Raw genomic sequence first — 24,667 nt, 5'->3', positions numbered from 1 at the left:
TTTGTCAATGTTTTTTCTTTACACCTCTAAAGATGCATTGTGTCCATTATGTGATAAAACGTGTATTCTTGTCCAGCTATATTTTCTATTTTAGACAAAATGGACATAAAGTAAATAATAAATGTGGTACAAGTTGTGGTCAATGTGGTCAACGTGGTCAAAAGAGAGTGGTCGTTTTATTCGCCACTCTCTTCTTATATATATGCCCATAATTTATTTTGTGATTAAAATTCTTCTATTACATAAACCTTCACAAAAACATCGTATTTAGCTGCCAACTCTTCTAGTTTCGTTTCTCTGTATTTTGTCACTGTAAAGAAATGAATAACTGGTACTTTCCCGTTATGCTTTTGTTTATAAATTTGTGTGAGTTCTTCATATTTTTTCAACTTTTCTTCATTCACTTTCATTTTCTGTGAGCGATCTATTTCAACTGCATGAAGTATACTTTCCTCATCACGAAACTTCACATCAGGAATAATTCTTTTTTTCTCACCATTTTTTCTATATTTTATTTCTGTTTCTATTTGCCAATCATCAGGACAAAATAAATGCAGCCACGCTTCATTTCTCAATATCGCATGCTCCATTCTATTTCTAGAAACAACCTTTCCTTCCCCTAGTAATGCATGCCCTTCTTTATTTAAGTAGTAAACATATTCTTTATAGTAAGTAACACGACTAATAAAAGGCGTTAAGTCTTTCATAATACGATTTGCATTCCGTATACCACCCATATTATGCACACACATTAAATGCCGTCTGGTGGCAAACTGCAGCTTTCTAATCGTCGCAAGTATCATCATCTGACGTTCTTTCTTCAATTGTTTCAATGTACTCATCCTTCTCCACCTCATATTCTCTAAGATGTTTCCACATAATCTCATCTTCAATAAAAGGTACTTGTAACTCAGTGAAGGTGTCTTTCATGTAAATGGCCCTTCCTGGAATGGATGGCAATACTTCTAATCCCGGCTGATCAATTACAACTTCAGATGCGGTACGTGTAGGTAATCTAAATCCTAGTTTGGCATTAGACATCTGCTTCACGACTCTTGGCAACGAATCACTAGTTGGATATTGCGTACAAAAAACAATTCGAAAACCTAGCGCTCCACCTACTCGCGCAATATGACTGATCATATATTGACACTCTTCTAACATTTGATTATGCGGTTTTGGTAATCCTTTTGCTGGAGCTAATACCGCACCTTCATCAATAACGATAAAATACCGATTTCTTTCTTTTGTATGAACAATATTCTTAATGCCGCGCTCTTTCATGAACTTTCCGCGCTCACTCATCTTCTCCATGACTTTTATTAACATCGCATGCGCTTGTTGCGGTGTTTCTGCTATCATTTCAACTTGCTGCAGTTTCTTATATTCACTAAACTCCAATCCTTCTTCTTTCAGATCAATTAAATAAAAATGTGCATGATCAGGATTAGCTAATGATAAGGTAGTAAACATATTCTTTAAAAACACTGTTTTCCCCATACGGATTAACCCGCCAATTGCCATATGTGGCGTTTCATCGAAATCATGATACATAATTCTTTCTAAACTCTGGCCAATCGGTACACGCCATTTTCCTTTTGTCACTAATCGTGTAGACCAATCCCATTTCTTCGGTATTTCTTTATGGAATACACGAATATTCAATCTGTAATTATCATATTGAATTCGAACAGGCTTATTTAATCCTTCGCTTACAACATCCTCGACCTTTTGAATAATTTTACTTGGCATTCCAACGGGCAAGGTATAAATAAAAGTTGTGCTTCGATCATCATCGACTTGCTTTTGAAACTTCGGATAATGCAATTTGTCTTCTCTCTTTATAGCAATTCCAGATACCTCAAAGAACACTTGTATCTTTCGCTTATCATCATCTTTACGTTTGAACTTATCACCGAACAATGCGACTGTTAAACCAGTAGCTGGCACCATTAATAATTCGATCATTTTTCTCCCCCTTTTTATACCCTTAATTGGGTATAAAACTCCCTCGCAAGTAAACATCGTTCGTACAAGGGAGTTTCGTTGTTAGCCCTAGCGACTCAAATTCCATAACTCTCTTCCTTTATAGAAACGCAAAGAGAACATATCGTAGAAGATACAAGAACGAGCCTGTGAGCGTTGTGTACATGGTCATACGTGGAAGCCAATATGGAACACTCTGACCCATTTTCTTTGCAACCTTCATCGTAATAACTGACAAGCCTGTTGCCGTCCATACTACTACTGCTTCTCCTACGATTGTCATTTGAATCCCTCTTTTCGAATGAGTTGTAATCCCTTCGGTGTCATAACCGGTTGATACTCATTAATGACATCTCCCCACTCAAGCACTTCATCCTCATCTTCATATAAATCATCCATTATATCTTTTGACAAACGGTAATAACCTCTGTACTCACGATTATCAAAAACCTCATGTCTTTCCATGTGGTCCATAATTGCATTTGTTTCTTTCTTGCCATCGGAATTTCTATACATACTTCTTAATTCTTTTGATGGATACAGGTAAGGCGTTTCATTTAAGTGTGAATATTGCCAACGCATGCGCGCCCTCTCCCCTCTTGTTGTCCTCGATCCCACTTGGTGTTCCTCGTGGTCTTGATATAGGTATATGACTTAGAAGGGGCTATATTGCCTGTCCATTTAAATTTTTCTAAATATTCGTTGATTAAATTAAAGGAGGACACATTTCCATATGCGAATTGTATATAATTAAAGAGGTGATATTGTGCGATTAAAATGTAAACTTCGTATTATTTTTGCTGAAAGGGAAATACGTCAAAAGGAATTTTCAAAACTTATTGGAATTAGTCAAACTACAATGAGCTCACTTGTTAATAATACGACGCTCCCTAGTTTTCTTACGGCTTACAAAATTGCAAAAGAATTAAAATTGCACATGGAAGAAATTTGGGTAGAGGATATAGAGGGGGATAATGAAAATGTATAAAAAACTTATAGGTATTTGCATTGGAAGTACCTTATTGTTAGGTCTCACAGCTTGTGATTCTTCTAAACAAAGTGAATCAAGCGAAAAAGCAAACGTCAAATCCCAACCAGAAACTAAAAAAGATTTAACATCTCAGGATGAATTAAATAAGAAGATAAAGCAAAATGCTGAAGAAGTTAGTTTTGTTAAAGCAAATGGAGGTCAATACGAAAAAGGAAAAAGGCTTAAAGCTACGGGAACGGTAGATTTATTATTAAAATCTTCAGCGTTACCTTCTTTTGTCTTAAGTACAAATGAAAATGATGGAAAAGGTATGTACACTATTCAAATTGCACAAAGTGGTGTGCAATCAAATGAAAATGACATAACACTCAAAAGCGGGCTAAAAATATCTAAAGGTGCAACAGTAACGATTTATGGCGCCTATGATGAAAAAGATAAAACAGGAATGCCTAAAATTAGTGCAACAGTAATTGAACAATAAAAAAAGCCGTCACATGACGGCTTTTTTGTTAATCAAACTATTCTTTTGTATAGAAGTATTTAAGTCCTTTCGCATCTAACCATACTGTTGCTCGATCTAATTCATTCCCTTGGCGGTAATTTGTCTCAAATCTAACTAGACCTTGCTTGTCCCCACCAGAAATAATACGAGATTCATATCCTAAAGAATCCATCATTCCTAACATTTCTGGTACTAACGCTGTTCCAAATTCATACGTAACAACTTTATTAAATTTATTCACTGTGATCTCCACCTCTCCATTATTTGTACTTGATTGAATTGTTTTGCCAACAATAACTTCAGCTACCGCTTTAGCTGCCTTATCAAAGTTAGCACGGTATTTTTGCATATCTGTTTCATTATCGATAAAGCAAATTTCAGGGAGTAATCCAGTCTTAGTTTTATTAATCCATCCTAAATCCGTAGAAAATTTAATCCCTCGATCTCTCAATCCAAATGCATCAGCCATTGCCTTTGAAATCTTTGCTGCTAATTCTCTATTTCCGTACGAAGGATGTAACCAAACTTCACACCCTGTACCACCAGGTGTAGCATTCAAATGAAATTGCAAATCTACATTACTATCCGCTACACGTAAATGATTATTTGCTGCATTGCTCCAAACTGCAGTTTGTGTTGTTCCAACTTCATCAGAACAATTCACATATTTCCATCCAGCTGCTTGTACATACTTAGCAACTGCATCAAGGAACTTTCTATCCTCCACATGTTCTTTCCCATAAGCGCTATTTGCACCTTGCACGATACTATTGTGACCACCTGATCCTGCAAAACAACCCATTGTTCAACATCTCCTTTTAGTGTAAGTTATTTTTTTGTAATACATCTTTTTGTTGTAATCCTTTATTGCTTAAATAGTTGTTCTTCCATGCCATATATAGAGTGAAAGCTCCTGTAATTACTGCCACTAAATCGTTTGTAATTTTGTCATCAATCGTTTGGTACCCAATAAGATTCAAAACACTGTTAATCACAGCGATTACTAATACGACATAACGACTAATTGAAGCTGCATCAAAGTTTTTCATAATCTCACCTCCTTTCAATAAAAAAAGTGACCGTATATACGATCACTTCCCTGCGAATTTAAAAAGAGCCATTATCCCACCGGTGATAATAGCTCCAACTACTGTAGTACCAATCCAAAATACTAATTTATCTAATCGATCAATCCTCAAATGAGCACTTTTCGCTGACTGCTGCGCTTCAATTGCAACATCCTTAACGTTACCAAGCGTATCTAACTTTGTTTCCACCCTTGTTAATCCAACTAATAATTCCTTAAAGTCATCATGTTTTTGTTCTGGCATTTATTAAGCCTCCTTTTAAGCTGCAAAGCAACTTGGATCCATTCCGAAAATATCTGCAATATCTTCCTCACTCCTATCTTTTAAATAGGATTGTGTTGTCGAAATATCCGAATGATTTGCAAGTGATTTTAATTTTTCGAGTGGTACACCTTGCACTTTTAAATTATCTAATCTGCTATGACGAAAACAGTGAGGATTCATTTTATATTCCTTACCTTCTTTTTCGTATAACATCTTAGAAAATATCTTGCACCAGTAATTAAATGCGCTCTTATTTAAAAGTTTTCGTTCACCATTCTTATAAACTCGTACGAACAAATCTGGAATAGCATCTTTACCGCGCTGTTCTATATATAAACGAATACATTTCTGTACTCGGGGATTATAATACAATCTGAATTTCTTACCTCGCTTACCACGTACTACATTCGTAAAATAACGTTCTGTTAGTTCTTCTTTTTGAACTTGGTAAACTTCATTCTTCCTTGCTGCACTGTAGTAAGAAAGCGCTAAATAGGTTGCTAACATATATTTCTCTTGTTCAAGTAATTCATCGATTAACCACTCAATTTGTTCTTCAGTTATAAAAGTGATTTCTCTGACTGGATTCTTAGGTAATCCTCTAACCCGTGAGCCTACATTAAATTCATAATCATAGTCGTCATCATCCGCACAAAACTCTAACGCGGACCTTAATGCGCTCATCAGTCCATTTACACGTGCATTAGACATTCCCAGCTCTTGAAAAATAATAGATAAGTTTCGAATATCCTTACGTGTTAATTCAATTAGATTTTTATTTTCGAAGTGTTGATGTAATAGAAACAAAATAATTCGTAAATCCCAATGATATTGCTGTAAAGTGCTTGCCGCTTTCCCTTGTGCTTTCTTTTCGATTAGAAAATCTTTGACTAGGTTTTTGTTTTCTTGGCTAACATACTTTTCATAAATTGCTTGGTCTACTATTCGTTTCACACTGATCATCTCCTCAAAATAAAAAGAGAAGCGAAGTCGCTCCTCCTGATCTATGAATTGAATTTTTACTCAAAGCCGTATTTTATGCAAAATAAAAAACAGCTTATGGCTGCTTTGGTTCCTCATTTATTAATTGTTGTACTAATACCTTTAATTCATCAATTTCAGCTTTCATTGAAACTTTCTCAAGTTTTTCTGCTTCAAGTTGTTCTTTAAGAGTGACAACTTCCTGCTTCAACATACCGTGGTCAAATTGAAGATTTTTAACTTTAAAGTCAACTTCTTGTATTGCTTGAATAGAAATTGCAACCGAGCTATAAAGTGTTACAGCGTCTTTCTGTGGTGTGGTGAATACATCGTCAGAGTCCTCCGCAATCATACCGTAATTAATTGGAAGTGTAATAGACTCCCCTGACTCGAAGCGTTCAACATCTCTTATAAAGTGATACTGTTTGATGTTTACAGAGTTGATTTTATCTAAAGCAGAGAACGGAAGGTCTTCTATGTCCGTTTTAAGCGTACGAGAAGAATTAGGGATAAATTCTTGCGCCCACATACGCCCTGTAGCAGATATATTTTCTTTAGCTCGCAGCGTTCTTAATTCTATATCTTTCCACCCTTGCCCCATCATATCTTTAATCTGCAAGCCATTGTTATAACCTTGTACAAAACTTGACCTTATCATTGCATTACCCATGATTAAATCATGATCGGTGGCGCCGTTTACGAAATGTATTTTATAGTCACTGCCTTTTCTGTTGAAAGTAAACTGCCCCGAGTTATTTGTAAAAATATGTGGTTCAGTTGTAGTTACAGAGAAGTAACCATATCCTGGAGCCCATCCTTCAGATTCAAAAATAATATCATTCAAGTTTTTAAAACGAAATTGTCCATCTGAATATACGCTCAGATGTCCACCGTCATTCTGCATTTGAATATAATTTGACCAAATATTATTCCCCTCAGCATTTTCCCCTTTAGATATTCCAAGTTTCGCCCATGCTTTAGAAGGTTGCTCAACACCATCTATTCGGGGTATCGCTTGATACATATAGAATGACCCTGTACCTCTATATTTAGTATTGTCAGAACCCAGAACGATGGACGGTTGAATACTTCCATCTGTCGTCTCCATAAATCCCATATAACCGCGAGGTTTGTTTGCATCAAAAATCTTAAAGTTTTGCTGGTTTATTTCAACAAATCTACTTCCAGTAGTTCTAAGTGTTACTCCTTCTAAAACTTGCCCTTTGATATGGTCTGCTGTAATAAAACCTCTTAAGTTAATCCTGTTTGCATTCAAAGTAATGTTTTCTTTACTCATATTGAATGCTGCAATGACATCATTTTCTTTTACAGATATACTAACGCCCTTTTCAGTTAACTGAAGACGGGTTTCCATATCTCTTACATACGATGATGTGGCAAATTGTCCATTTGCTTGCTCTTTTGTATATACCTCTGTCTTTTTAGCGGAAGCATTGATACCCTGTTCATTGACAAAAAAACGATTATCAATCAAAGTCATCTTTTGATTAAATTGTTCAGTTGCAAGCTTATTAGCTAATTCATCTAATAAATCTTGTTTATTCTGATTAACTGTTTGTTTCAACTCAGGAATCTTAAAACCCGCAACATAATCCTCTACTTGTTTAAGCTCAACTTTCGCCCCGATTGCCGTTGCTTGTTGTTCAATTTTTGTATTTGCTTCAGTAAGCTTCTTTCCTTGATCTGATACTACATTGTTTAAATCACTTACTGTGGAAGATAATCCACTTGCTGTTTGTTCCACTGTAGACATACGCTTTTCAAATCCGGCTTGGCTATTTTGAACAGTGGTTACAGTGTTTTTTACGCCATCTACACTTTTTTCAATCTCGGTTGTTTTCTTGGTGAATTCATCGTTTGTTACCTGATCTTCTGGGGCTGGTGTCCAATCCTGCGGCTTATTCCCTTTATATAAAGCAACCCATTCTACAATTGCCTTTGTAGTATTACTTGGGTAGTTATATAAACTTAACTTTCGTTCATTCCCGCTTGTAGTTGCAACAGCTTTAAAGGTTACATACGTTATTCCATTAGCATAAACACTTGTTGCATATCCAACGTTATTCGAACCACCATTCTGCCAAATCCCAAATTTCTGACCTTGTGGGACACTCCCCTTAATTACAAAGGTATATTCCTCACCTGCAAAGAAATTTTCAGTTAGAGAATATTGATTGATTAGATAATCTGTTTTTTCATACTTAATATTTGAATCTAATAAAAGATTACGTCCTCCTGCTTTATCGTTATTAACCTTTGTTTCTACACTTGTCAACTTTTCGGTGATTTTCCCTGCTTGTTCTTTAAGTTCAGTTGTTGTTTGCTTTAGTTCACCTGTTTTTTGTTGCACGTCAGAAATAGTCTTTTTTGTGCCTTCCACAGTTTGCTCTACTGTATTTAATTTACTGCTTATTTCACTATCTTTTTTCGTTAACGTTTCGATAGAAGTTTTAAATCCATCTGAAGTTTGTTCTATTTGAGTCACTTTTTTATTAATATTTCCTTGTTCGTTTTGCACATCTGAAATTGTACGACTAACACCTTGCAAGGTTTCCTTCACTTCTTTAAACTGTCCTGTTGCTTGATTTTGTGCTTCTTGAACCTTTTGATTTAACTCTATTTTTGTGGCCTCAATATCTTTATTAACCTGCTCTAGTGTTTCTTCCTTGACTGATTCCACATCGGGTACAACCGATTCCCACGCTGTACCTGTCCATATTTTTAAAATGCCGGGCTTTCCGTTACTAATATCACGCCAAAGCGTTTTATTAGGTTTAAGTCCTGTTGTTGGTGGATTCTTAGCTTCTATAATTTCAACAGTATTATTTTTAATATTCTCTTGTACCTTTTCGGCAAGTGTTTTCGCTGCTTCTGATTCTTTCTTAGCGTTACTTGCTGTTTCATTAGCTTCTTTCACCAATTTATCTAGCTGATCCAGCATTTCTTGTTTCTCACCGAATTTACTAAGGATTCGGTTGTAAATCTTCCGTAATTCCTCGTTTTGGTCTACTATCTCTCTATAATCCCCAAATTCGTATTTATCTTGTTCAGGATCAGTGAATGATTCGTCACCAGCAATAACACGAGCTTCAAGATATAGCTTAGGTATGAAGCCTGTATCTTTGATTCGGATTGTATCGCCTTCATTGATTAGTTCATGTGCTAGTCCGAAAATGCGACCAATCGATTGTGCCTCTACTTCATACGAAACTGAAGAATTAATACGTTTTTTCAGTTCTATTTCCATTAATGTCATTAAACGTTGCGGAGTCATATTTAACTCTTCTGTTTCTGGCGTATAAAAACCAAACTTATGCTTACCACGTTCGTTCCATCGTTGAAATGCATCATTATCAACAATATACGGAAGTCCCCTGTTAATACCTTCAATGGTAATTACATTATCGCCTTCACCTTTTACAAATCCGACTAGTGCTGTACAAATATCTCTTGAATGTTCAATACGTGTAACACCTATCAAATCTTTCCCCAACTCTATTTCTTTACCAGTATCTCGGCCACGCCTTTGAATCATATCAACATACCATCCAACTATTTGTGACCCTTGAACCTCAACGCGATATTGAATTTCTAATTTGAATAAAGAAGCTATTTTCTTTAAAAAAGTTAACGGATCCATAAATTCATCAATGGTCATAGTGTGAAAACCTGCATAATCTGTTTTTCCACGTTTCCATTTCATGCCTACAAGAGCCATATCAATGAATTCGTTTACTGTTTTACCTTCTATCCTTTGTGGTTTTATAATGCCTGATTTAGCAATTTGAACCCAAGCTCCTGAAGCATATGTGGTAATGGATCGTTTGTCTGAATTCTTCTCTGTTTCTGTAATGACATATGGTACAACTCTTCCATCGCGAACTTCTTTTAGAACAAGATTTTGTTGTTGTAGTGTAGCTGAATGAGTAGTTCCATCAAAAACAGTGAAATCCAGCATATCAACATTGTTTTTTAGTTCCCAACGCCTATTATCATCCCAATAGTCATTTGGCTGAATAGCTGCAACGATTTGATCTGTTTTGAAATCCACAACATGCAAAATCCCGCTTGGTGTTCTCATCTGTATCTCTCCCTATAACTAACAGTCGCTTTAACATCTGGTGGCATTATATCAATACGATTCTCACCACGTATGATATTTGGAAAATTACTAAAAATGTCTTTTAAATTAATCGCATTTTTACCGTTAATGGTTACAAGACTTTTTTCTGTATCAATTATAATCTTGTCTCCCGTATCAAAAATGTAAGGCGGATTATTTTGAGTATTTAAATTCACTTTCCAAAACTTTAAATCTGAAACGGTCATCGCTTCTACTGGCGGTACATCTTGCCATTGCATAATACTGATTTGAATTTGCGCCGCTTTTTCCATGTGATAGTTATTTTCATCCGTCCACCGCACAAATCGTTCAGAATCATCTTTTTCCGTCCCCGGGAGGAATTTCGAAATATACGCTTCCCATACATTTCCTGTTCTAGCTATCCACAATCGCCCTTGATACTGGTTCCAAGTGTTTGGATAATCTCCACTTTCATGAATTAAACTTCTTCTTCCTGGTTTATTATCATAACCGATTACCATTGTTCCGAAGTTTTGTTCAGCTTGCCAAAATACATCAGTCATAGCTATTTTCGAAAGCACTTTACTGTTTTCATCTAATATTGCTATTTCCACTCGACCCATCTCATTGATACGTTTACTTTTACATGTAACATAAGCCTGCATAATAAAATCTTGCACTGGCCCATTAGGTATATTTTTTTTAACAGCTGCACCATTCCATCCTTTTCCTGTCCCTGTACCATAATTAGAGCAATAAAATTGATAACCGTCTGATTCCATTTCACCGACTGGGTTGCCATCTTCCATTGAACTTACTTTACTCCACCCAACAGTGGTAGTCATTTCATCCCATATCAGCCTTTGATTTCTCTCTACAGGTAGTTGCTCTGTTTTCAACGGATAACCGATTCTAAAATAATCACGATTATACGGATACTCACCAAACCATACATCTAAAAAGGTACTTGGTTTTTTTACAGTCATTTCAATTAATGCTGGAGCTTCTACGCTTCCTTTATTCGTGAAATAAGAAGTTGTTTCTGTAGACCACTCTTGAGTAAACTTATGAGTATTTGTTTTGCCTAATTTATATGGCATTGGACAAATGAATTTTAAATTTCCTTGTCCAATTTCTACAAACTCATCAGCATCGAACTCTTCATCTACAACAGCTAAATAAGTTCTGTCAGGTTCTGTATCGAAAATAAGTTCTTTTGGTTGATCTGTAATTAACCAACTCGCTATATCTTCACTAAGTATTTTCATATCAACTCCAGATGGAGCAATAATACCAACAGGAACAGAAAACACACGCATTTCAGTCTGTGTATTTAATAATCTTGCTCCTGGATAACTCGGAACACTTAGGAAATTCCTTCTTAACGGTGCCCATATTGGTCTTTTCCATCCTCTTTCGATGTGAATATAATTCTTCCGTTCCCCATTAAATGAAAAAGAACTCATCATATCACTCCTTTTGTCAAAAAAAGAAACCCAAATCTAAAAGACTGAGTTTCTTTCTTGTGCTCTATTTTGATATTCAGTTATATATTGATGACTTACTCTTGCTATCTCCCGTCCTTCCAATACAACTGGAATCTCAATATATACAGGTTTTTGTTTTGTATATGGTTGTTTGTCTGGATTATCATTGTCAGGTCTATATTGAACAACATTAGGGTTGTCTGATAACACCTCTCTCCATCTAGAAAGGTTCCCAACATCATAAACAGAAAGCCCTTCAAACCTTTCCATTTGACGACCAATTTCTCTGACCATATCACGCATACTTTCAGGAATATGTGTAATCCAATCGTTTTGCCAATCTCCATCTACAAAAATAGCATTAAAATATTTAGTTAACGGATCATCTCCCTGAAAACTAAATATTTCTTCGGGTTTTAAAGAACGTATACTATTAACAGCTCCTGATACTGTATTTTGTAATGCATCCCTTACAACGGAATATTGTGTTTTAATTCCTTCTGCAATTCCATTTGCCATTTGAACCCCTGTAAATTGCATCTTGTTCGAAGTACTACCTAATGCTAACTCGTTCACTAAAGCTTTATTTGCCTTTGAGCCAAGTGTACGACTCTCTCGTTCAGCCATATAAGATCCCTTTTGAATACCTAGAGCAAACCCTTCACTAAAAGGTTTACCCCCTTGATCCCTAGTTAACTTTGACGGAGAGTTTACATTAAGTGTAGCTTTCAATGCTTCAAACGCACCTCGTGCTAAACTAGCGGCTACAGTTTGTACATTCCATTGACCATTGGAAATACCTTTAGCAAATCCACTTGAGAATGCTTCACCAGGACTCACCGAACTAACACTTTTCAGACCGGAATTTCCACTTTCCGCTACATTAGAACCACTTGATCTCGCTTGTCCTTTTGTACTTTCCATCCCTTGAGCAAACTGACTACCACCTTTTTGCCCTTGTGGAGTACCATTGATTGTATTAAAACCAGCATGAGCCGACGTAACAGCCTCCAGAGCACTTCCTCTAATGTAGCCTTTTTGATTAACAATACCACTTCCAACACCTTGTCCACCTTGATTACCTGCTGGGTTTCCATTAATAGTGCTAAAAGCGTTATGAGCACTAGCAACTACTTGCAATGCGCTCCCTTTAATATAGCCATCTTGGCTTATTATCCCTTGCCCTAGTTCGCTACCACTCTTACTTCCGCCACCGCCATCAGTGGTACTACCCATAATTCCTTCCACAGCTTGTTTTTTTCCTGTCGATGCATTCTCTGGAGCCATATTACCAGAAATTCCATTAGCCTGTGTTTGACTTATATCAAATCCGACCTGAGTTAGATCTAACTTAGCTCCATTTTCAACTAACAGTGCAATCGCCTTTGCTGCTAGCTCAGCATTAATAGAGCCATTTTGCATCCCTTGCACAAGCGTCTGCACATTAAATTGACCAGCTTCTCCAAGATCAACTTGAACATTACTTTTAATATCTAACCCCATAGTTTGTGCTACTTGTGGTAAAGATAAAGCTCCAATTTGCATCCCGTTAATTAAAGTTTGAATATTATTCTGACCTTCTTGAGTGGCATCTACTTTCACGCCATTTTTTACTTGCTGCTGGAAAAACTGAAATACAGTATCAAAAGATAAAGTACCTGTTTGAAGTCCTGTAATCCATGAGTCCATTGTCATTTTCCCATAGATTCCTAAATCAATTGTGGTATTACCCTGCATATTTTTACTTAGGAATTCTCTCACTTCACCAGTATCTTTGGTTTTAATACCATCAATCCATTTTTGCATGGATTCAATACCACTTTGTGATAGGTCCACTTTATAAACTTCTTTCAGTTTATTAGCATTTGCTGTTGCTACAGCTGAAGAATCTAATTCTCCCTTTTGAAGCTTCTGTAAGAATGTATCAATTGTAAATTGCCCAGCGGGTCCTAAATCAATTTTCATTTTCCCATCAATTTCTTTTGCCATTGATTCAGCTAACAATCTAGATGACTCTGTACCCTTTTTTAATTCAGAAAGATACATTCCTATGCTTTCAATTTTAGATTTACCATATTGCAACTCATACTGAAGTAATTTATCTTGATAATCTTTTTCTGCCTTTTCTTGATCACTTCTAAATCTTTGCTCTAAATCAGCTGCTTTTTCTCGAAATCCATATGCAGCTTTAAAGCGTGCGCTCCAGCCTTTATCTTCTGCTTCAATCCTTTTGGCTTGTGACGCTAAAATCTCAGCATCTTCTTCCTTCATATGCTGTTGCAATACTTTAAATCCATCATTTCTAATAGATTGTAAATCATTCACATGCTTAGATTCATAAAGTGCAATAGCATCTAAAGTTGCTTTTCTTTCTTCCGGCTTAATTTCACCTAATTTAAACGCTTTTTCTACATTTTCACGCCAACCTTTAGTTTGCTTCTCTAAAGATTTAACACCGTCCTCATATACTTTTATGATGCTTTCAAACCGTTTTTTTCCAGCATCTAAAGATAACATTCCGCCAGCTTCAATCTCTTTCGAAATCGATGTGATTTCTTTTGCTTTTGTATAGAATTGTTGAACGTTTTTGTCAGCGACCTGTAATGCTTGTTCGAATTTTTGAGCGAAATCTTTTGGCATTTTCATGGTATCTCCTTGATACCTTTTAATACCCTCTTCCAAAATCTTTTCTGCTTGTGTAGCAACTTCAATCTCTTTATTAATGGATTCAATGACATTATTCTTAACTTGTTCTAAGGTTTGTTTGGCACTCTCAGGGACAGCTCCCATTAACTGACTAAACATCTTATTAAATTCACTTTTCTTTCCCTCTAACTCTTTAATGACTTCATTTGTCATTCTTTGAAAAGCTTTAATGGTTTCGTCAGCTGCTTTATTCGCCTCTTCACCTGTTTTAAGCTTTAAATCCATCATGTTATTGATAGCCTTATCTTTTAAATCCACATAGGCACCAGCCGCTTTACTCGTTGCGTCACTTACTCTTTGTCCAAACTTATCCATATCATTTTGTGCCTGTTTGGATTTTTCGTTCAGATCAACAATTGCTATACCTAGCGCTCCTACAGCAAGAACAGCTCCCGTAATTGCTAAAGCGACTGGATTTGCTAATAAAGCACCGATACCCATCGCTAAAAATCCTACAGCTGTTGTTACTCCTGCTATCCCAAAAGCTAATAACGAGCTTTTAGCAATCATTTGTTGTGTAGATTCATCTAAATTATTAAACCAATCCACTACCCCTTGAACACCCTCTACAACGTCAACTAATATCGGTAACAAAGCATCTCCAAAGGACTTTTTAAGAGTGTCTACAGCACCGCTTAGCTGTTCAATTTTACCTTTAGTTGTATTCATCTTCGTCTCAGCAACTTCTAATGCTGTGACTTTCGACATTTCTCCATACATCTTATTAACGCCTTCTGCGCCCTCTTTATAAAGGATTGTTGCACCACGTACTGCATCAGAACCAAATAATGTTTCTAATGCCATACTTCTTTGTTGATCCGTTAAATCTTTCATAGATTCGTTTAATAATCCAGAAATTTTATCCAATCCTTGAATATGTCCTTGCTGATCATAGAATTTTGAAGATAAAAAAGCGGAACTGGTCGCTAATTCGCGGAATGTTGTATCACATTTATCATTCCATTTCGTAACGCCTTCTGTTTTCATTACATATTTTTCTAAAGCTACCTCTATATCCCCTACATTTCTGGAAGCTGGTTGAATACCGTTTTTAACCAAGAAATCAAAGCCAGCTTGTGCATTGTACGTAATAAGACCCAAATCACGCATTTTGTTGTATGCTTCTTTTGTAGATGGGTTTAACCGCATTAGCATGGTTTTTAAAGATGTACCTGCATCGGAACCCTTTAATCCGTTTTGCGCAAATACTGCCAAAGCTGTAGCTGTATCTTTGAATGTCAAACCAGCTCCTGCTGCTACTGCTGATGATGCCGATAAACCATATTTAAGCTCTCTTACATCAGTAGCTGATGCGTTTGCTGCTCCCGACAAAATATTGGCTGCATCTGCTACTGAAAGATGATCGGCTTTAAACGCATTTAAAGCTGTCGATGCAATTTCAGCTGCTTCTCCTAATTCTAGTTCTCCAGCTGTCGCTAAGTTTAAGGCACCTTCCAAACCGCCATTAATAATCTCAGTGAGGCTTACCCCCGCTTTAATTAATTCCTCTATTCCTTGTCCTGCTTCCACAGAAGAGTATTTTGTTTTTTCCCCCATAGTGACTGCTAGGTCACCAATTTGTTTCATCTCTTCTCCAGTCGCACCAGAAACTGCTTGAATATCAGCCATTTTCTGTTCGAAGTTCATAGATTCTTTAACAGCCATCGCAAGCCCAGCACCAATAACGCCTGTCATGGCTGCAAAGGTAGTACCCACCTGTCCGCCTACATCTTGCATTTTATTCCCTGTATCACGCATCCGTTCTCCAGTACGGTGAAGGCGATTTTGTTGTTCAGCTAATTCACGATTTGTCTCTCTTATCTCATTTTGAATTCGTGCCTGAGCTGTTTCAGCACGATTCATAGCAATTGTATTGTTATCAATTTGTGTATTTAATCTTTGTAACGCCTGTCCGTTCGCTGTATATTCAGCTTGCAATTGCTTTAATTCTTGTTTCAATTGTTTCGCTTCTTGCGAATTTTTCCCAAATGTCTGAACTGCTTGATTATATTGTGTTTCAAGACGTTCCATTGATGCTGCCAATGTTAGATTTGTGGCTTGTAATTGCTCTTGTTTTTGTCTTGCTTGTTCAATTTTCTGGCGGTAATGTTCTATCTTTTGACCTTGTAATGTGAATTTTTCATTCAAATGAGTTAACTTGTTTTGTAACTGTTCAACAGAATTACCAAGCAATCTAGCTCTTTCACTTGTTAAATTGAACTCTGAATCTAGCAAACGTAAACCACGATTAATTCCTGCTACTCCATTTTCAAAACGTTGGGTATCAAGCGTAACTCGTGCGCCAATTTCCATATCTCCAGCCATTTATCTCACCTACCTTTACAACCAATCTGGTGCTTGATTTGCTGTTCGGACTACTTTTTTATCTTCTTGCTTTTTCTTATAAGCTAATGTTTTAAAGAAAAGCACTAAATCCATCTGATTAATATCTGCTTGGGATATTCCTGAATCTTGTAACATATTGTATATTCCTAACATCATTTCTGTTGGTTTGAACGGTTCTTTCTGTTCCTCTGTCTCTTTTTTTTTGCTGAATTTGTCTTTGAGTCAATAGCATTAATAACTGCCACAGCCTCAGCTATACGACCTACAATGGCTAAACAAATAGCATAAATAGTTGATGTTAAAAACCAAATGTGTACTCCCTCAAGAAATTCTTCCACCGTAAATCGATTTCCAAACACTTTGACAACAAAATGAGTAGCCTCTTTTAGCACATCAAAACGAACATTTTCAACATTTAATTTTTCTGTCCATTCAGCTGCTTCAAAACCATCCGTAGATGAAATATATGTTGGTAAGAAAAAAGTTTTTTTACCAGTAGGTAGATTTAAAACCAATTTAAATGATTCTGTCTTTTGATTTTCTTGCATGATTGAATCTCCCTTCATAAATAAAAGGCACAGCATTAGCTGTACCTTTTTTTATAATTTTATTTGCTAAGTGACGGCGCTGTTTCTGTTGGTGGTGCTGGAACTGTTTTAAACCAGTTCGCTGCAACGGTTGCATCATATCCTGTTTCTTCTTCATCTAAACGATGTCTCCAGTTTCCATCTGAACGTTGGATCGCTTTGCATTTAATTTTAGCTGATTGGAAAGTTGGTTTATCTTCAGCTGTCTTGTGCTCATCTTCAGGAATTTCAAATTTCGTTTTGTAGTAGCAATAAAAACGGTTTTTCCCATTGTCTTTTGGTAAACGATATAATAACGCTACATACGGAGCCACATCATTTACATTATCGATTACCTGACCTTTAATTAGTTTCTTTCCTAATAGTTCAGCGTAAGTAGATAATGAAATATCCGCTGTTTCTAATTCGATTTCTACACCACCAAAAGCACTTGCTGTTGCTAGTGGACCTCCTTCTGCATAGAACGTTACAGATTCATTTTTAGGTGAAGCTTTGCCACTTACTGCATCTCCAATTTTCTTAGGTGCTGCATACGTAAACTTACCATCTGGTGTTTCTGTCAAAATCGCATAATGTAAATCTCTAAAATCGACTGCAATTGCCATATTTGTTTTCCTCCTAAATTTTTAATTCTGTACGAAACCTCATACCATAATGATAGATTTTCGTATCTGGTTCATATAAATTTGCTGTTGTAATACGCTGAAATCCTATATTTTTCATACAGGTGTTTACCGCTTCTTTTAAATCCCCCTTCACGGGACTAAAGGACCAAATATCTACTTGAAATAAAATAATGCTGGTAGATTCCACACCCTCTGCGTATCTCCCAGCACCATTATCTAGCTCAGAATAAGTAATCCATGTTTTTCCGTTATCATCACCACGAACCATATTGTAGATATATTCTCCACCAATTTTTTCTACAATAAAAGGATTTGTAAGAGCACGTAACACATCCTTTTCTAAAAATCTCATACGATTTGCAATGCCGCTGCAAAGACATTTCGCATCTCATGAACTGCCTTTACTTCCGTGTGAGTTACTGTCTTTTCTATAAACCCTTTATGTGGTGGATGGGGCATTTTACTGGTTCCCCAATTTTGGAATTTCATATAAAAGTGTGGAGAATTATCATCTTTTTCCCACCCCACACTAATTGATTTGACTCCATTTCGAGTTTTTATTTTTCCGACAAGCACCTCATCCTTTGCATGTTTACCTGTTCTCCATGATTCTTTTGGTGAAGGTGGTTTCGGATGTGCACTTACTGGACTTTCTGCCTCTAAAGCATCCCTTACTACCCCAGCACCTTTCTTTAATGCTGAGTTTTCAATTGTTTTTACACTTCTTCCTAAAGCTTCAAAACGCTGAATTGCTTCTTGTATTCCAAAGGTCGTTACTTCTGCCATATAGATCGCTCCTCACACACCAAGCATGTTTCTTTATGTTGTTCATCAACATCTACAACAGCTTTTATTTCAAAGAGTCGATCATCATACAAGACTCGCATTTTCGAATCAATCCCCCTACGAAATCGCATAAAAAAATTCACTGTACGTACCGCATTCTCGGTATTTCCAGCGAATATTTCATAATTAAATCCCTTTCCAAATGGTGTTTTTGCTCTTGCCCAAACAGTGACAACACCTTTCCATTCAGATGGAATTGGATTCCCCTCTTCATCTTTTTTATTTGTAATTTCTTGTTGAATTGTTATTCGTTTATTTAATTTACTTGGATTCATGATTATCACCATTATTATAGTCCCTTAATTGCAATATAGTAGTTTCTAATGACTGTTTTAATGCAGGGACATTTAATGACTTATCTTGATTCTCGTAGTTTAATAAGACATGTGTAATTACTGCTATTTTGTAGAGTGCCTTTTCACTTTCAGGAACACCAGATCCTAATAAAGCTTCTTTTGCTCCATCAATTAGAAGCTGAATAACAGTATCCTCTTCATTCCCATCAATTTTTAATTTCCCTTTTATAAGCTCCAGCATACTATCACCTACGATCCTGAAGCATTTGTTTTTACTGATAATTCATCACTTAAAGATGAAATTAACCCATTATTGGCTACAGCTTTTATTTGATAAGAATACGTTGTATCACCTGTCAAACCTGTATCTTTATATGTTGTTGTTACCGATGTTCCTACTTGTTTTCCGTTACGGATTATTTGATATTCTTTAATGCCCCCATCATAGACAACAGGAGACCAACTAATGTTGGCCGTTGTTACCGTAGTTGAATCAACTTTTAATCCTGTTGGTCCCTGGGGAGGATTAGGGTGTAGTCTGTACTTCTGCGATACGGAATGCTGATTTTAGCTTAATTTTATGATCAAACCAAGCTGTTAAAACAAACAGTTCAATACCTGTTTTCACATCTTTGTCACGATCATAAATCATCTTCGGATCGTAGTTGAAGTGCGAATATCGGAAGTCACCCACAACAGGATTTACTGCTGAATCACAGAACTTAACCGGTTTACCTAAAACCTGTTCTGGTTGAGCATTGTATAAAGTAGCGCTACCATTTGCAAGCATTTCAATTATATCTAGATAATCAGCGTAACGCATTTTAATAGTTGCATTTGCACGGAAATCCTCATGTAAATCTGCAATTGCTGACTTAATAGCTTTGTATAAATTAGCACCTTTAATAGTTTTAATACCAGCTTTATAGAATGACATGGATTCTTCTCCTGCTTTAGGAGTTGTTGTGAATGCTACTTTTTTCTCTTTTGCTGCTAAACCACTTTCTAGTGCTTGATCTACTGTTTGTACTAAGTTTGTGTCAGTTGCTGCTAAAACAGTTTCTGAAATAGGGACAAAAATCTTGAATTTATTGCGCCCAAATATTACAACATCACCTTCAGCTTTTAATTCTTTCGCTGTTTCTGTATCAGCAATAAAATCGTCATCATCTAATGTAAATGTAACTTTGGGAATTTCAAGGTTAGTCACACTTGTAAATGTAGATACCTCTCTTAATGGATTTTTAACAAATGGCTCATGTAATAGTTCGTTCGTCATCGTACTTGGGAGAATCTTTTCTCCACCTGTGGAATTTTTATCACCAAGAGCCGCTCGCGCTTCTTGTGATAAGGTACCACCGCGAATTGTTGCCCGAACCAATTCTGCTTTCGCTGCAACTACCTTTTGTTTTGGATCTTCAATAGCTTGCAAACCAGTTTGACTTTGGAATTGTGCTTTTTGTTCAGCTTCCATCGTATCATGTTGTTCTTTAATTACATCGAAACGCATTTGTAGGTCTTTCTTAGATTGTTGTAACGCTTGAAGACTATCCATGGTTGCGGATGGATCAATTGCCTTCTGAGAAAGCTCATTCTCTACTTTTTGGAGCTGTTGACCAATAGTGGATAAATTTTGCTTTAATTCAAATAATGTATTTTTTGAAAAGTATTGAAAGTTACCAAGAGATAATCGAAATTTATTTTTCATTTTCATAAATGAATTCCTCCTAAAATTGTCTTTATATAGTCCGCATTAGCTTTCGCTTCTTCGGCAATTTTTTGTCTTTCTAACATTTCGTTGGATGGTATGTTAGCTTGTGCGTTTACTAATTGTTGTGGAACATTTTTGTATTCTTTCATCCATTTTTCATCTAGACATGCTGCCGCATTATTTTCTGAGATAATTTCATCACAAAGTCCATAATTCATTGCTTCCTCAGCTGATAACCATGTCTCTGCATCTAGTAATTGTTTTAATGTATCTTCATCTAACTTATCGCCAGCACGAGTTAAATAGTGTTGTACCATCGACTGGTTAATACGTTCAATGTCATCCGCTGCTTTACGTAACTGATTGGCATTTCCTGATGCGTATGTCCACGCATTATGAATCATCATCATTGAATTAGCATACATAATAATTTTGTCTGAAATCATTGGTAATACTGACGCACATGAAGCGCCTATTCCATCAATATAAGAGATAACCTTCGCCTGATGCCTTTGTAACATTGCGATAATAGCCATCGTTTCAAAGACAGATCCACCTGGACTATTGATGTAAAGGTTGATCGTTTCAATATCGTCACCTAATTCATCAAGTTCATTTTTGAACGTAATAGAAGATACTTCTCCATACTCTTCCCATGCATACTTTGTAATTTCTCCATAAATAAAAACATCGGCCGTTTTACCATTGGCAGATGCTTTCATTTGAAAAAACTTATTCTGTTTGTTCTTTGCCACCGTTTTTCACCCCCTTCCGTTGAGTTGGGTCCATATCAATCGGATATAGATCACCACTTACCCAAAGTTTTGAAGCATTACCACCCACAGGCGGTTCATCTTCTTTTTGACGAACATCATCTTGTGATAACCATCCACTCCTAATTGCAGCTTGATAATAAGCTGTTCTTGAAGCCGTATCACCTCTTAACAGCCCTCCAAGGTTAAATTTAAAGTAATGGCCTTCTTGCCGTTCTTTTTTATTCAGCAACTTACGGTTCATTTCTTGCTCATACTGGCGAACAATAGGAGTTAAAGTCATTTGAACAAACTGAATCATCAGCTGTTCATTACTGCTATAACTCTGTCCTTCCGTGTCATTTAAAAATGTAACCGGAACGTTAAAAACATTAGCAACCCTTGAACGAGTAATCCGTTCTGATGCTAACGTATCTGAAGCGAAGTATTTCCGCTCCATTTCTTCTATATTCACACCTGGTTCCCTGAATAAAATACCACCATTCTCTTGATAGAATCGTCTAAAATCATCAATGATTTTTTGTCTCTTGTCATTATCTACCTGTGTTGCATAATCCAAAATAAAACTATCTTTCTTCTGCATTTCTGACAAACTAAATTCTTGTACTGCCTTATCATATTCAAGAGTATTTCTCAATACATCAATTGGACAAATACCTTTCCATCTTGAAATACCTGTGATGTGTTTAACATGAAACATGTTCATATTGTGGATATAATATGTACCTTCAATCCCACGTACCTCATACCACAAATTATTATCATCAGTGTTTAAAAAAGGCGTTACATAAGCGGATTCAATAGGGATTAATGATTCCACTTGAAATCGAATGTCACGGATAATAGCTGCATATCCATTTCCAGTCTCATTTCTTGAAACTTCAATTTTATTTATCCATTCAAATCCGGTCATGTTTGGATTCGGTTCATTAATCACAACATCAGACACTTGGTTAAAAACCGTGTCATAATCCTTGTAAAGCTTTAATGGCAAAGATGCTACTGTATTAGATAATCTGCTAATCACACTAAAAATCGTCTCATTTGTAGCTAACTTCGCATTATCAATACCCCAAAACTTCCTTCCAAACCATGAAGTGAAGTCATATCCAGCACCTTTCCATCCCAATGAAGCTCCTTTAATTGCCCCCTTAACACGATTAATCAGTTTCAATTTCTCACCGCCTTTCTATTTAAAAAGATCGTTAACTGATATAAATTCAATATTTCCATCACCTTGTAATTGAGATAACATAGGGATTACTTCTGTGTGAGCATTTAAAAACGCTGCAAAACCATCAATTTTTCGATATTTACTCTGTTTAGATGGTAAAAAGTTCCCGTTCCTGTCTTCCACAAGCTTTACATTATTCATATACCAACGGAAAAGACGGTTTTTATTACTAATTATTTTTCCATCTAACAACAATTCTTTTACATCCTTTAATGCTGGGCTTAAAGTTAAATGACCTTGTCGAACTGGTTCAGTTTTAAATCCATATGCTTTCAAATCTTCATTTAAACGATAAGCATTGGCTGGATCATAAGTAATTTTCTTTATGAAATAGTGTTCAGATTGCTCAACAAACCAATCATACACATACTCATATTTCACATACTCACCAGGGATAATAGTGAGCCAACCTTTATCTTTAAACTCTTTAAAGCTAATATTTTCGTTATCACGATCAACTTTAGCCTGCGGAACCCAACTATGAGATAATACAAAAACATTTCCATCATCTAAAGGGAACTCTAAACAAGCACTTGTAAAATCTTCTGTTGCAGATAAATCATAACCTGCAACACATTCTTTACCAGTTAATCCCTTTATATCAATAACTCCTTCATTCCTTTTTAATATCTCAATACCAACAAAGGACATTTCATCATTATCAACAAAGATGTTAAATTGCTTTGTAATCCAGTCATTTTTTTCAGCATCCGTATGCTTGTCTGTATTCCAATCATCAATAAGCGATGGAAGGTCTAGCGAAACTCCCATATTAGGGTTTGCTTTAATCCATAGTTCAGGATTCTCAATTTCATCTACATTATCCATTTCAGCCATGAAATAAAACTTTCTATCTTGGTCGATAACCCCTTCCAAAACATCCGTTGCAATTTCATAGTATTGAACAAGCGGTCCTTCAAGCTGATACCCTGCTGTAGTGATATAAACAATCATTGGTTGTTTACGTGCACCACGTGATTTTTTAATAACATTGATTAACTTGAAATTCTTAAATTCATGTATTTCATCAAAAATACCAAGATGTGTATTTAATCCGTCTAGCTTCTTACTGTCAGATGCGCGAGGTTCAATTTTAGAATGCGTTTTATCATGAAAAATGCCTTTCTGATTTTCACGTAAATGCTTCCGAAGAAGGGGGGATTTTTGAACCATTGCACGACTTTCATCAAACAATTCTCCAGCTTGTTGTTTTGTATTTGCCAAAACATAAACACGAGCACCTGGCTCATTATCTTTAGCAACAGCATAATTAGACAAACCAGAAATCATTGTCGTTTTCCCATTTTTACGCCCAATAAAAATAAGACCCTCACGAAAGCGCCTATAACCAGTATCCTTATGAATCCATCCATATAAAGAACCTATAACAAAGTGTTGCCACGGTTGAAGAACTAACCTTTTATAGTCACCTTTTGATGGACGACAAAATTTTTCGATATATCGTATTGGTCTATGAGCCTTTTCTTCATCAAATATCCAAGGAAACTCCTCAGTCCCCTGTCTCTTTAAATCATTTAGATGACGCTGACAAGACAAGATGTTTTTCTTACTAGCTATTATGTTTCCTTTCACAACTTGTTCGGCATACCATGTTGTTCTTAGTTCAGGAGATGGATCGATCAAAATATTAAAATGCTGTATCTGTTCATTTCGCCAATTTTTATACCACTTAGCTATTTCAGATGGCTTAGAAGTTGTCGTAATCATCATCAGAATCTCCAGTTAACTCTTCCTGAAGCTTTTTCCGGCTTGCCCCAGTCAACCCTAGCTCCCCTAAATATTGACGAATCTGCTGTAAATACTTAGGTATCTCTGGAATTAAAGTATGCTTAGTTAGATTTGTAGCGCCTGCTTTATTTGTATACTCCATTGTCAGACCTTCTTTTTTAACATTGGCTGCCATTTCCCTAAACATTTGATAACTGAAGGCAATCGCTTCAACTACAATTGGATCATTGATATCAGCCTTACCTTCTCCTTCTAAAACAGACCAAATACGAATCCAAGTGTCTTTTCCTACCTTCTTTAAATGAGTAGGCGGTTTCCTTTCATTCAATCCTTTATCCACGACATCACCCCACTTACATTTTATGGATAAAAAGTATCGATCTAAAATT

At 36.2% G+C, this 24,667-nt stretch carries 25 protein-coding genes and 1 pseudogene; 2 read left to right on the top strand and 24 right to left on the bottom strand.

The features are described 5' to 3' along the window. Positions 1-224: 224 nt before the first annotated feature. The 4 genes from QCI47_RS08280 to QCI47_RS08265 all read right to left on the bottom strand — a co-directional run bounded on the left by QCI47_RS08280 (position 225) and on the right by QCI47_RS08265 (position 2,568). Positions 225-842 carry a replication-relaxation family protein gene (locus QCI47_RS08280; protein WP_000105686.1) on the bottom strand — a complete coding sequence of 206 codons (618 nt, stop codon included), beginning with the start codon at positions 840-842 and terminating at the stop codon, positions 225-227. Beyond that, positions 784-1,968: an FtsK/SpoIIIE domain-containing protein gene (locus QCI47_RS08275; RefSeq protein ID WP_000571542.1), complete on the bottom strand. Its 1,185-nt coding sequence runs from the start codon at positions 1,966-1,968 to the stop codon at positions 784-786. Before QCI47_RS08275 ends, QCI47_RS08280 begins: the two co-directional genes overlap by 59 nt. Positions 1,969-2,086: 118 nt before the next feature. Further along, positions 2,087-2,269 (bottom strand): hypothetical protein, encoded by a 183-nt coding sequence (locus QCI47_RS08270; protein WP_000156986.1) that lies wholly within the window; start codon positions 2,267-2,269, stop codon positions 2,087-2,089. Then, positions 2,266-2,568 carry a hypothetical protein gene (locus QCI47_RS08265; protein ID WP_001267642.1) on the bottom strand — a complete coding sequence of 101 codons (303 nt, stop codon included), beginning with the start codon at positions 2,566-2,568 and terminating at the stop codon, positions 2,266-2,268. Before QCI47_RS08265 ends, QCI47_RS08270 begins: the two co-directional genes overlap by 4 nt. A 184-nt stretch (positions 2,569-2,752) precedes the next feature. On the opposite strand from QCI47_RS08265, the gene QCI47_RS08260 reads away from it, so the two are divergent. Both QCI47_RS08260 and QCI47_RS08255 read left to right on the top strand, forming a co-directional pair. Continuing rightward, positions 2,753-2,974 (top strand): helix-turn-helix transcriptional regulator, encoded by a 222-nt coding sequence (locus QCI47_RS08260; protein WP_001237237.1) that lies wholly within the window; start codon positions 2,753-2,755, stop codon positions 2,972-2,974. After that, positions 2,967-3,458 (top strand): hypothetical protein, encoded by a 492-nt coding sequence (locus QCI47_RS08255; protein WP_000277067.1) that lies wholly within the window; start codon positions 2,967-2,969, stop codon positions 3,456-3,458. The genes QCI47_RS08260 and QCI47_RS08255 overlap by 8 nt, the downstream gene beginning before the upstream one ends. A gap of 37 nt (positions 3,459-3,495) precedes the next feature. On the opposite strand, the gene QCI47_RS08250 is transcribed toward QCI47_RS08255, so the two are convergent. The 20 genes and pseudogenes from QCI47_RS08250 to QCI47_RS08155 all read right to left on the bottom strand — a co-directional run bounded on the left by QCI47_RS08250 (position 3,496) and on the right by QCI47_RS08155 (position 24,618). Then, complete coding sequence (locus QCI47_RS08250) at positions 3,496-4,281, bottom strand: N-acetylmuramoyl-L-alanine amidase (RefSeq protein ID WP_048532957.1); 786 nt, start codon at positions 4,279-4,281, stop codon at positions 3,496-3,498. Between the two features lie 16 nt (positions 4,282-4,297). Further along, the gene (locus QCI47_RS08245; RefSeq protein WP_000787571.1) at positions 4,298-4,528 is read right to left on the bottom strand and encodes a phage holin; all 231 of its coding nucleotides are present in this window, start codon (positions 4,526-4,528) and stop codon (positions 4,298-4,300) included. 42 nt (positions 4,529-4,570) lie between these two features. Continuing rightward, a complete protein-coding gene (locus tag QCI47_RS08240) occupies positions 4,571-4,810 on the bottom strand; it encodes a hemolysin XhlA family protein (RefSeq protein WP_001115042.1) in 240 nt (79 codons plus the stop codon). Positions 4,811-4,825: 15 nt separating this feature from the next. Then, positions 4,826-5,785, bottom strand: a complete 960-nt coding sequence (locus tag QCI47_RS08235; protein ID WP_319608725.1) for a tyrosine-type recombinase/integrase — start codon at positions 5,783-5,785, stop codon at positions 4,826-4,828. Between the two features lie 103 nt (positions 5,786-5,888). Next, positions 5,889-9,914, bottom strand: coding sequence for a phage tail spike protein (locus QCI47_RS08230; protein ID WP_001260175.1), 4,026 nt, complete (start codon positions 9,912-9,914; stop codon positions 5,889-5,891). Then, positions 9,911-11,383, bottom strand: a complete 1,473-nt coding sequence (locus tag QCI47_RS08225; RefSeq protein WP_353811741.1) for a distal tail protein Dit — start codon at positions 11,381-11,383, stop codon at positions 9,911-9,913. Before QCI47_RS08225 ends, QCI47_RS08230 begins: the two co-directional genes overlap by 4 nt. A gap of 36 nt (positions 11,384-11,419) precedes the next feature. Then, positions 11,420-16,435, bottom strand: a complete 5,016-nt coding sequence (locus QCI47_RS08220) for a phage tail tape measure protein (protein ID WP_319608724.1) — start codon at positions 16,433-16,435, stop codon at positions 11,420-11,422. 15 nt (positions 16,436-16,450) lie between these two features. Further along, positions 16,451-16,591 carry a hypothetical protein gene (locus tag QCI47_RS08215; protein ID WP_000938712.1) on the bottom strand — a complete coding sequence of 47 codons (141 nt, stop codon included), beginning with the start codon at positions 16,589-16,591 and terminating at the stop codon, positions 16,451-16,453. A 17-nt stretch (positions 16,592-16,608) separates the two neighbouring features. Next, positions 16,609-17,004 carry a phage tail assembly chaperone G gene (gene gpG / locus QCI47_RS08210; protein ID WP_001157384.1) on the bottom strand — a complete coding sequence of 132 codons (396 nt, stop codon included), beginning with the start codon at positions 17,002-17,004 and terminating at the stop codon, positions 16,609-16,611. Positions 17,005-17,063: 59 nt separating this feature from the next. Then, entirely contained in the window at positions 17,064-17,648 is a 585-nt protein-coding gene (locus tag QCI47_RS08205) for a major tail protein (RefSeq protein ID WP_000952020.1), read from the bottom strand. Between the two features lie 13 nt (positions 17,649-17,661). Next, entirely contained in the window at positions 17,662-18,021 is a 360-nt protein-coding gene (locus QCI47_RS08200) for a hypothetical protein (protein WP_001211423.1), read from the bottom strand. Further along, a complete protein-coding gene (locus QCI47_RS08195) occupies positions 18,018-18,455 on the bottom strand; it encodes an HK97-gp10 family putative phage morphogenesis protein (protein ID WP_000852722.1) in 438 nt (145 codons plus the stop codon). The genes QCI47_RS08200 and QCI47_RS08195 overlap by 4 nt, the downstream gene beginning before the upstream one ends. Next, entirely contained in the window at positions 18,443-18,790 is a 348-nt protein-coding gene (locus QCI47_RS08190) for a phage head closure protein (protein ID WP_001069940.1), read from the bottom strand. Before QCI47_RS08190 ends, QCI47_RS08195 begins: the two co-directional genes overlap by 13 nt. After that, entirely contained in the window at positions 18,777-19,052 is a 276-nt protein-coding gene (locus QCI47_RS08185) for a head-tail connector protein (protein ID WP_000891191.1), read from the bottom strand. The genes QCI47_RS08190 and QCI47_RS08185 overlap by 14 nt, the downstream gene beginning before the upstream one ends. An 8-nt stretch (positions 19,053-19,060) precedes the next feature. Next, positions 19,061-19,312 (bottom strand): annotated as a pseudogene (locus tag QCI47_RS08180) (fibronectin type III domain-containing protein); the annotation flags it as partial. 25 nt (positions 19,313-19,337) lie between these two features. Beyond that, positions 19,338-20,525, bottom strand: coding sequence for a phage major capsid protein (locus QCI47_RS08175; RefSeq protein ID WP_000782636.1), 1,188 nt, complete (start codon positions 20,523-20,525; stop codon positions 19,338-19,340). After that, positions 20,522-21,277 (bottom strand): head maturation protease, ClpP-related, encoded by a 756-nt coding sequence (locus QCI47_RS08170; RefSeq protein WP_001107318.1) that lies wholly within the window; start codon positions 21,275-21,277, stop codon positions 20,522-20,524. The genes QCI47_RS08175 and QCI47_RS08170 overlap by 4 nt, the downstream gene beginning before the upstream one ends. Beyond that, positions 21,255-22,469 (bottom strand): phage portal protein, encoded by a 1,215-nt coding sequence (locus QCI47_RS08165; protein ID WP_000767176.1) that lies wholly within the window; start codon positions 22,467-22,469, stop codon positions 21,255-21,257. The genes QCI47_RS08170 and QCI47_RS08165 overlap by 23 nt, the downstream gene beginning before the upstream one ends. Before the next feature lie 15 nt (positions 22,470-22,484). Then, positions 22,485-24,257 carry a terminase large subunit gene (locus QCI47_RS08160; RefSeq protein WP_000633618.1) on the bottom strand — a complete coding sequence of 591 codons (1,773 nt, stop codon included), beginning with the start codon at positions 24,255-24,257 and terminating at the stop codon, positions 22,485-22,487. Next, a complete protein-coding gene (locus QCI47_RS08155) occupies positions 24,238-24,618 on the bottom strand; it encodes a phage terminase small subunit P27 family (RefSeq protein WP_000357495.1) in 381 nt (126 codons plus the stop codon). The genes QCI47_RS08160 and QCI47_RS08155 overlap by 20 nt, the downstream gene beginning before the upstream one ends. Between the last annotated feature and the right edge of the window lie 49 nt (positions 24,619-24,667).

It is taken from the genome of Bacillus cereus group sp. RP29, assembly GCF_040459765.1.
Classification (GTDB): domain Bacteria; phylum Bacillota; class Bacilli; order Bacillales; family Bacillaceae_G; genus Bacillus_A; species Bacillus_A paranthracis.
This window is presented reverse-complemented; position numbering and strand designations above follow the sequence as displayed.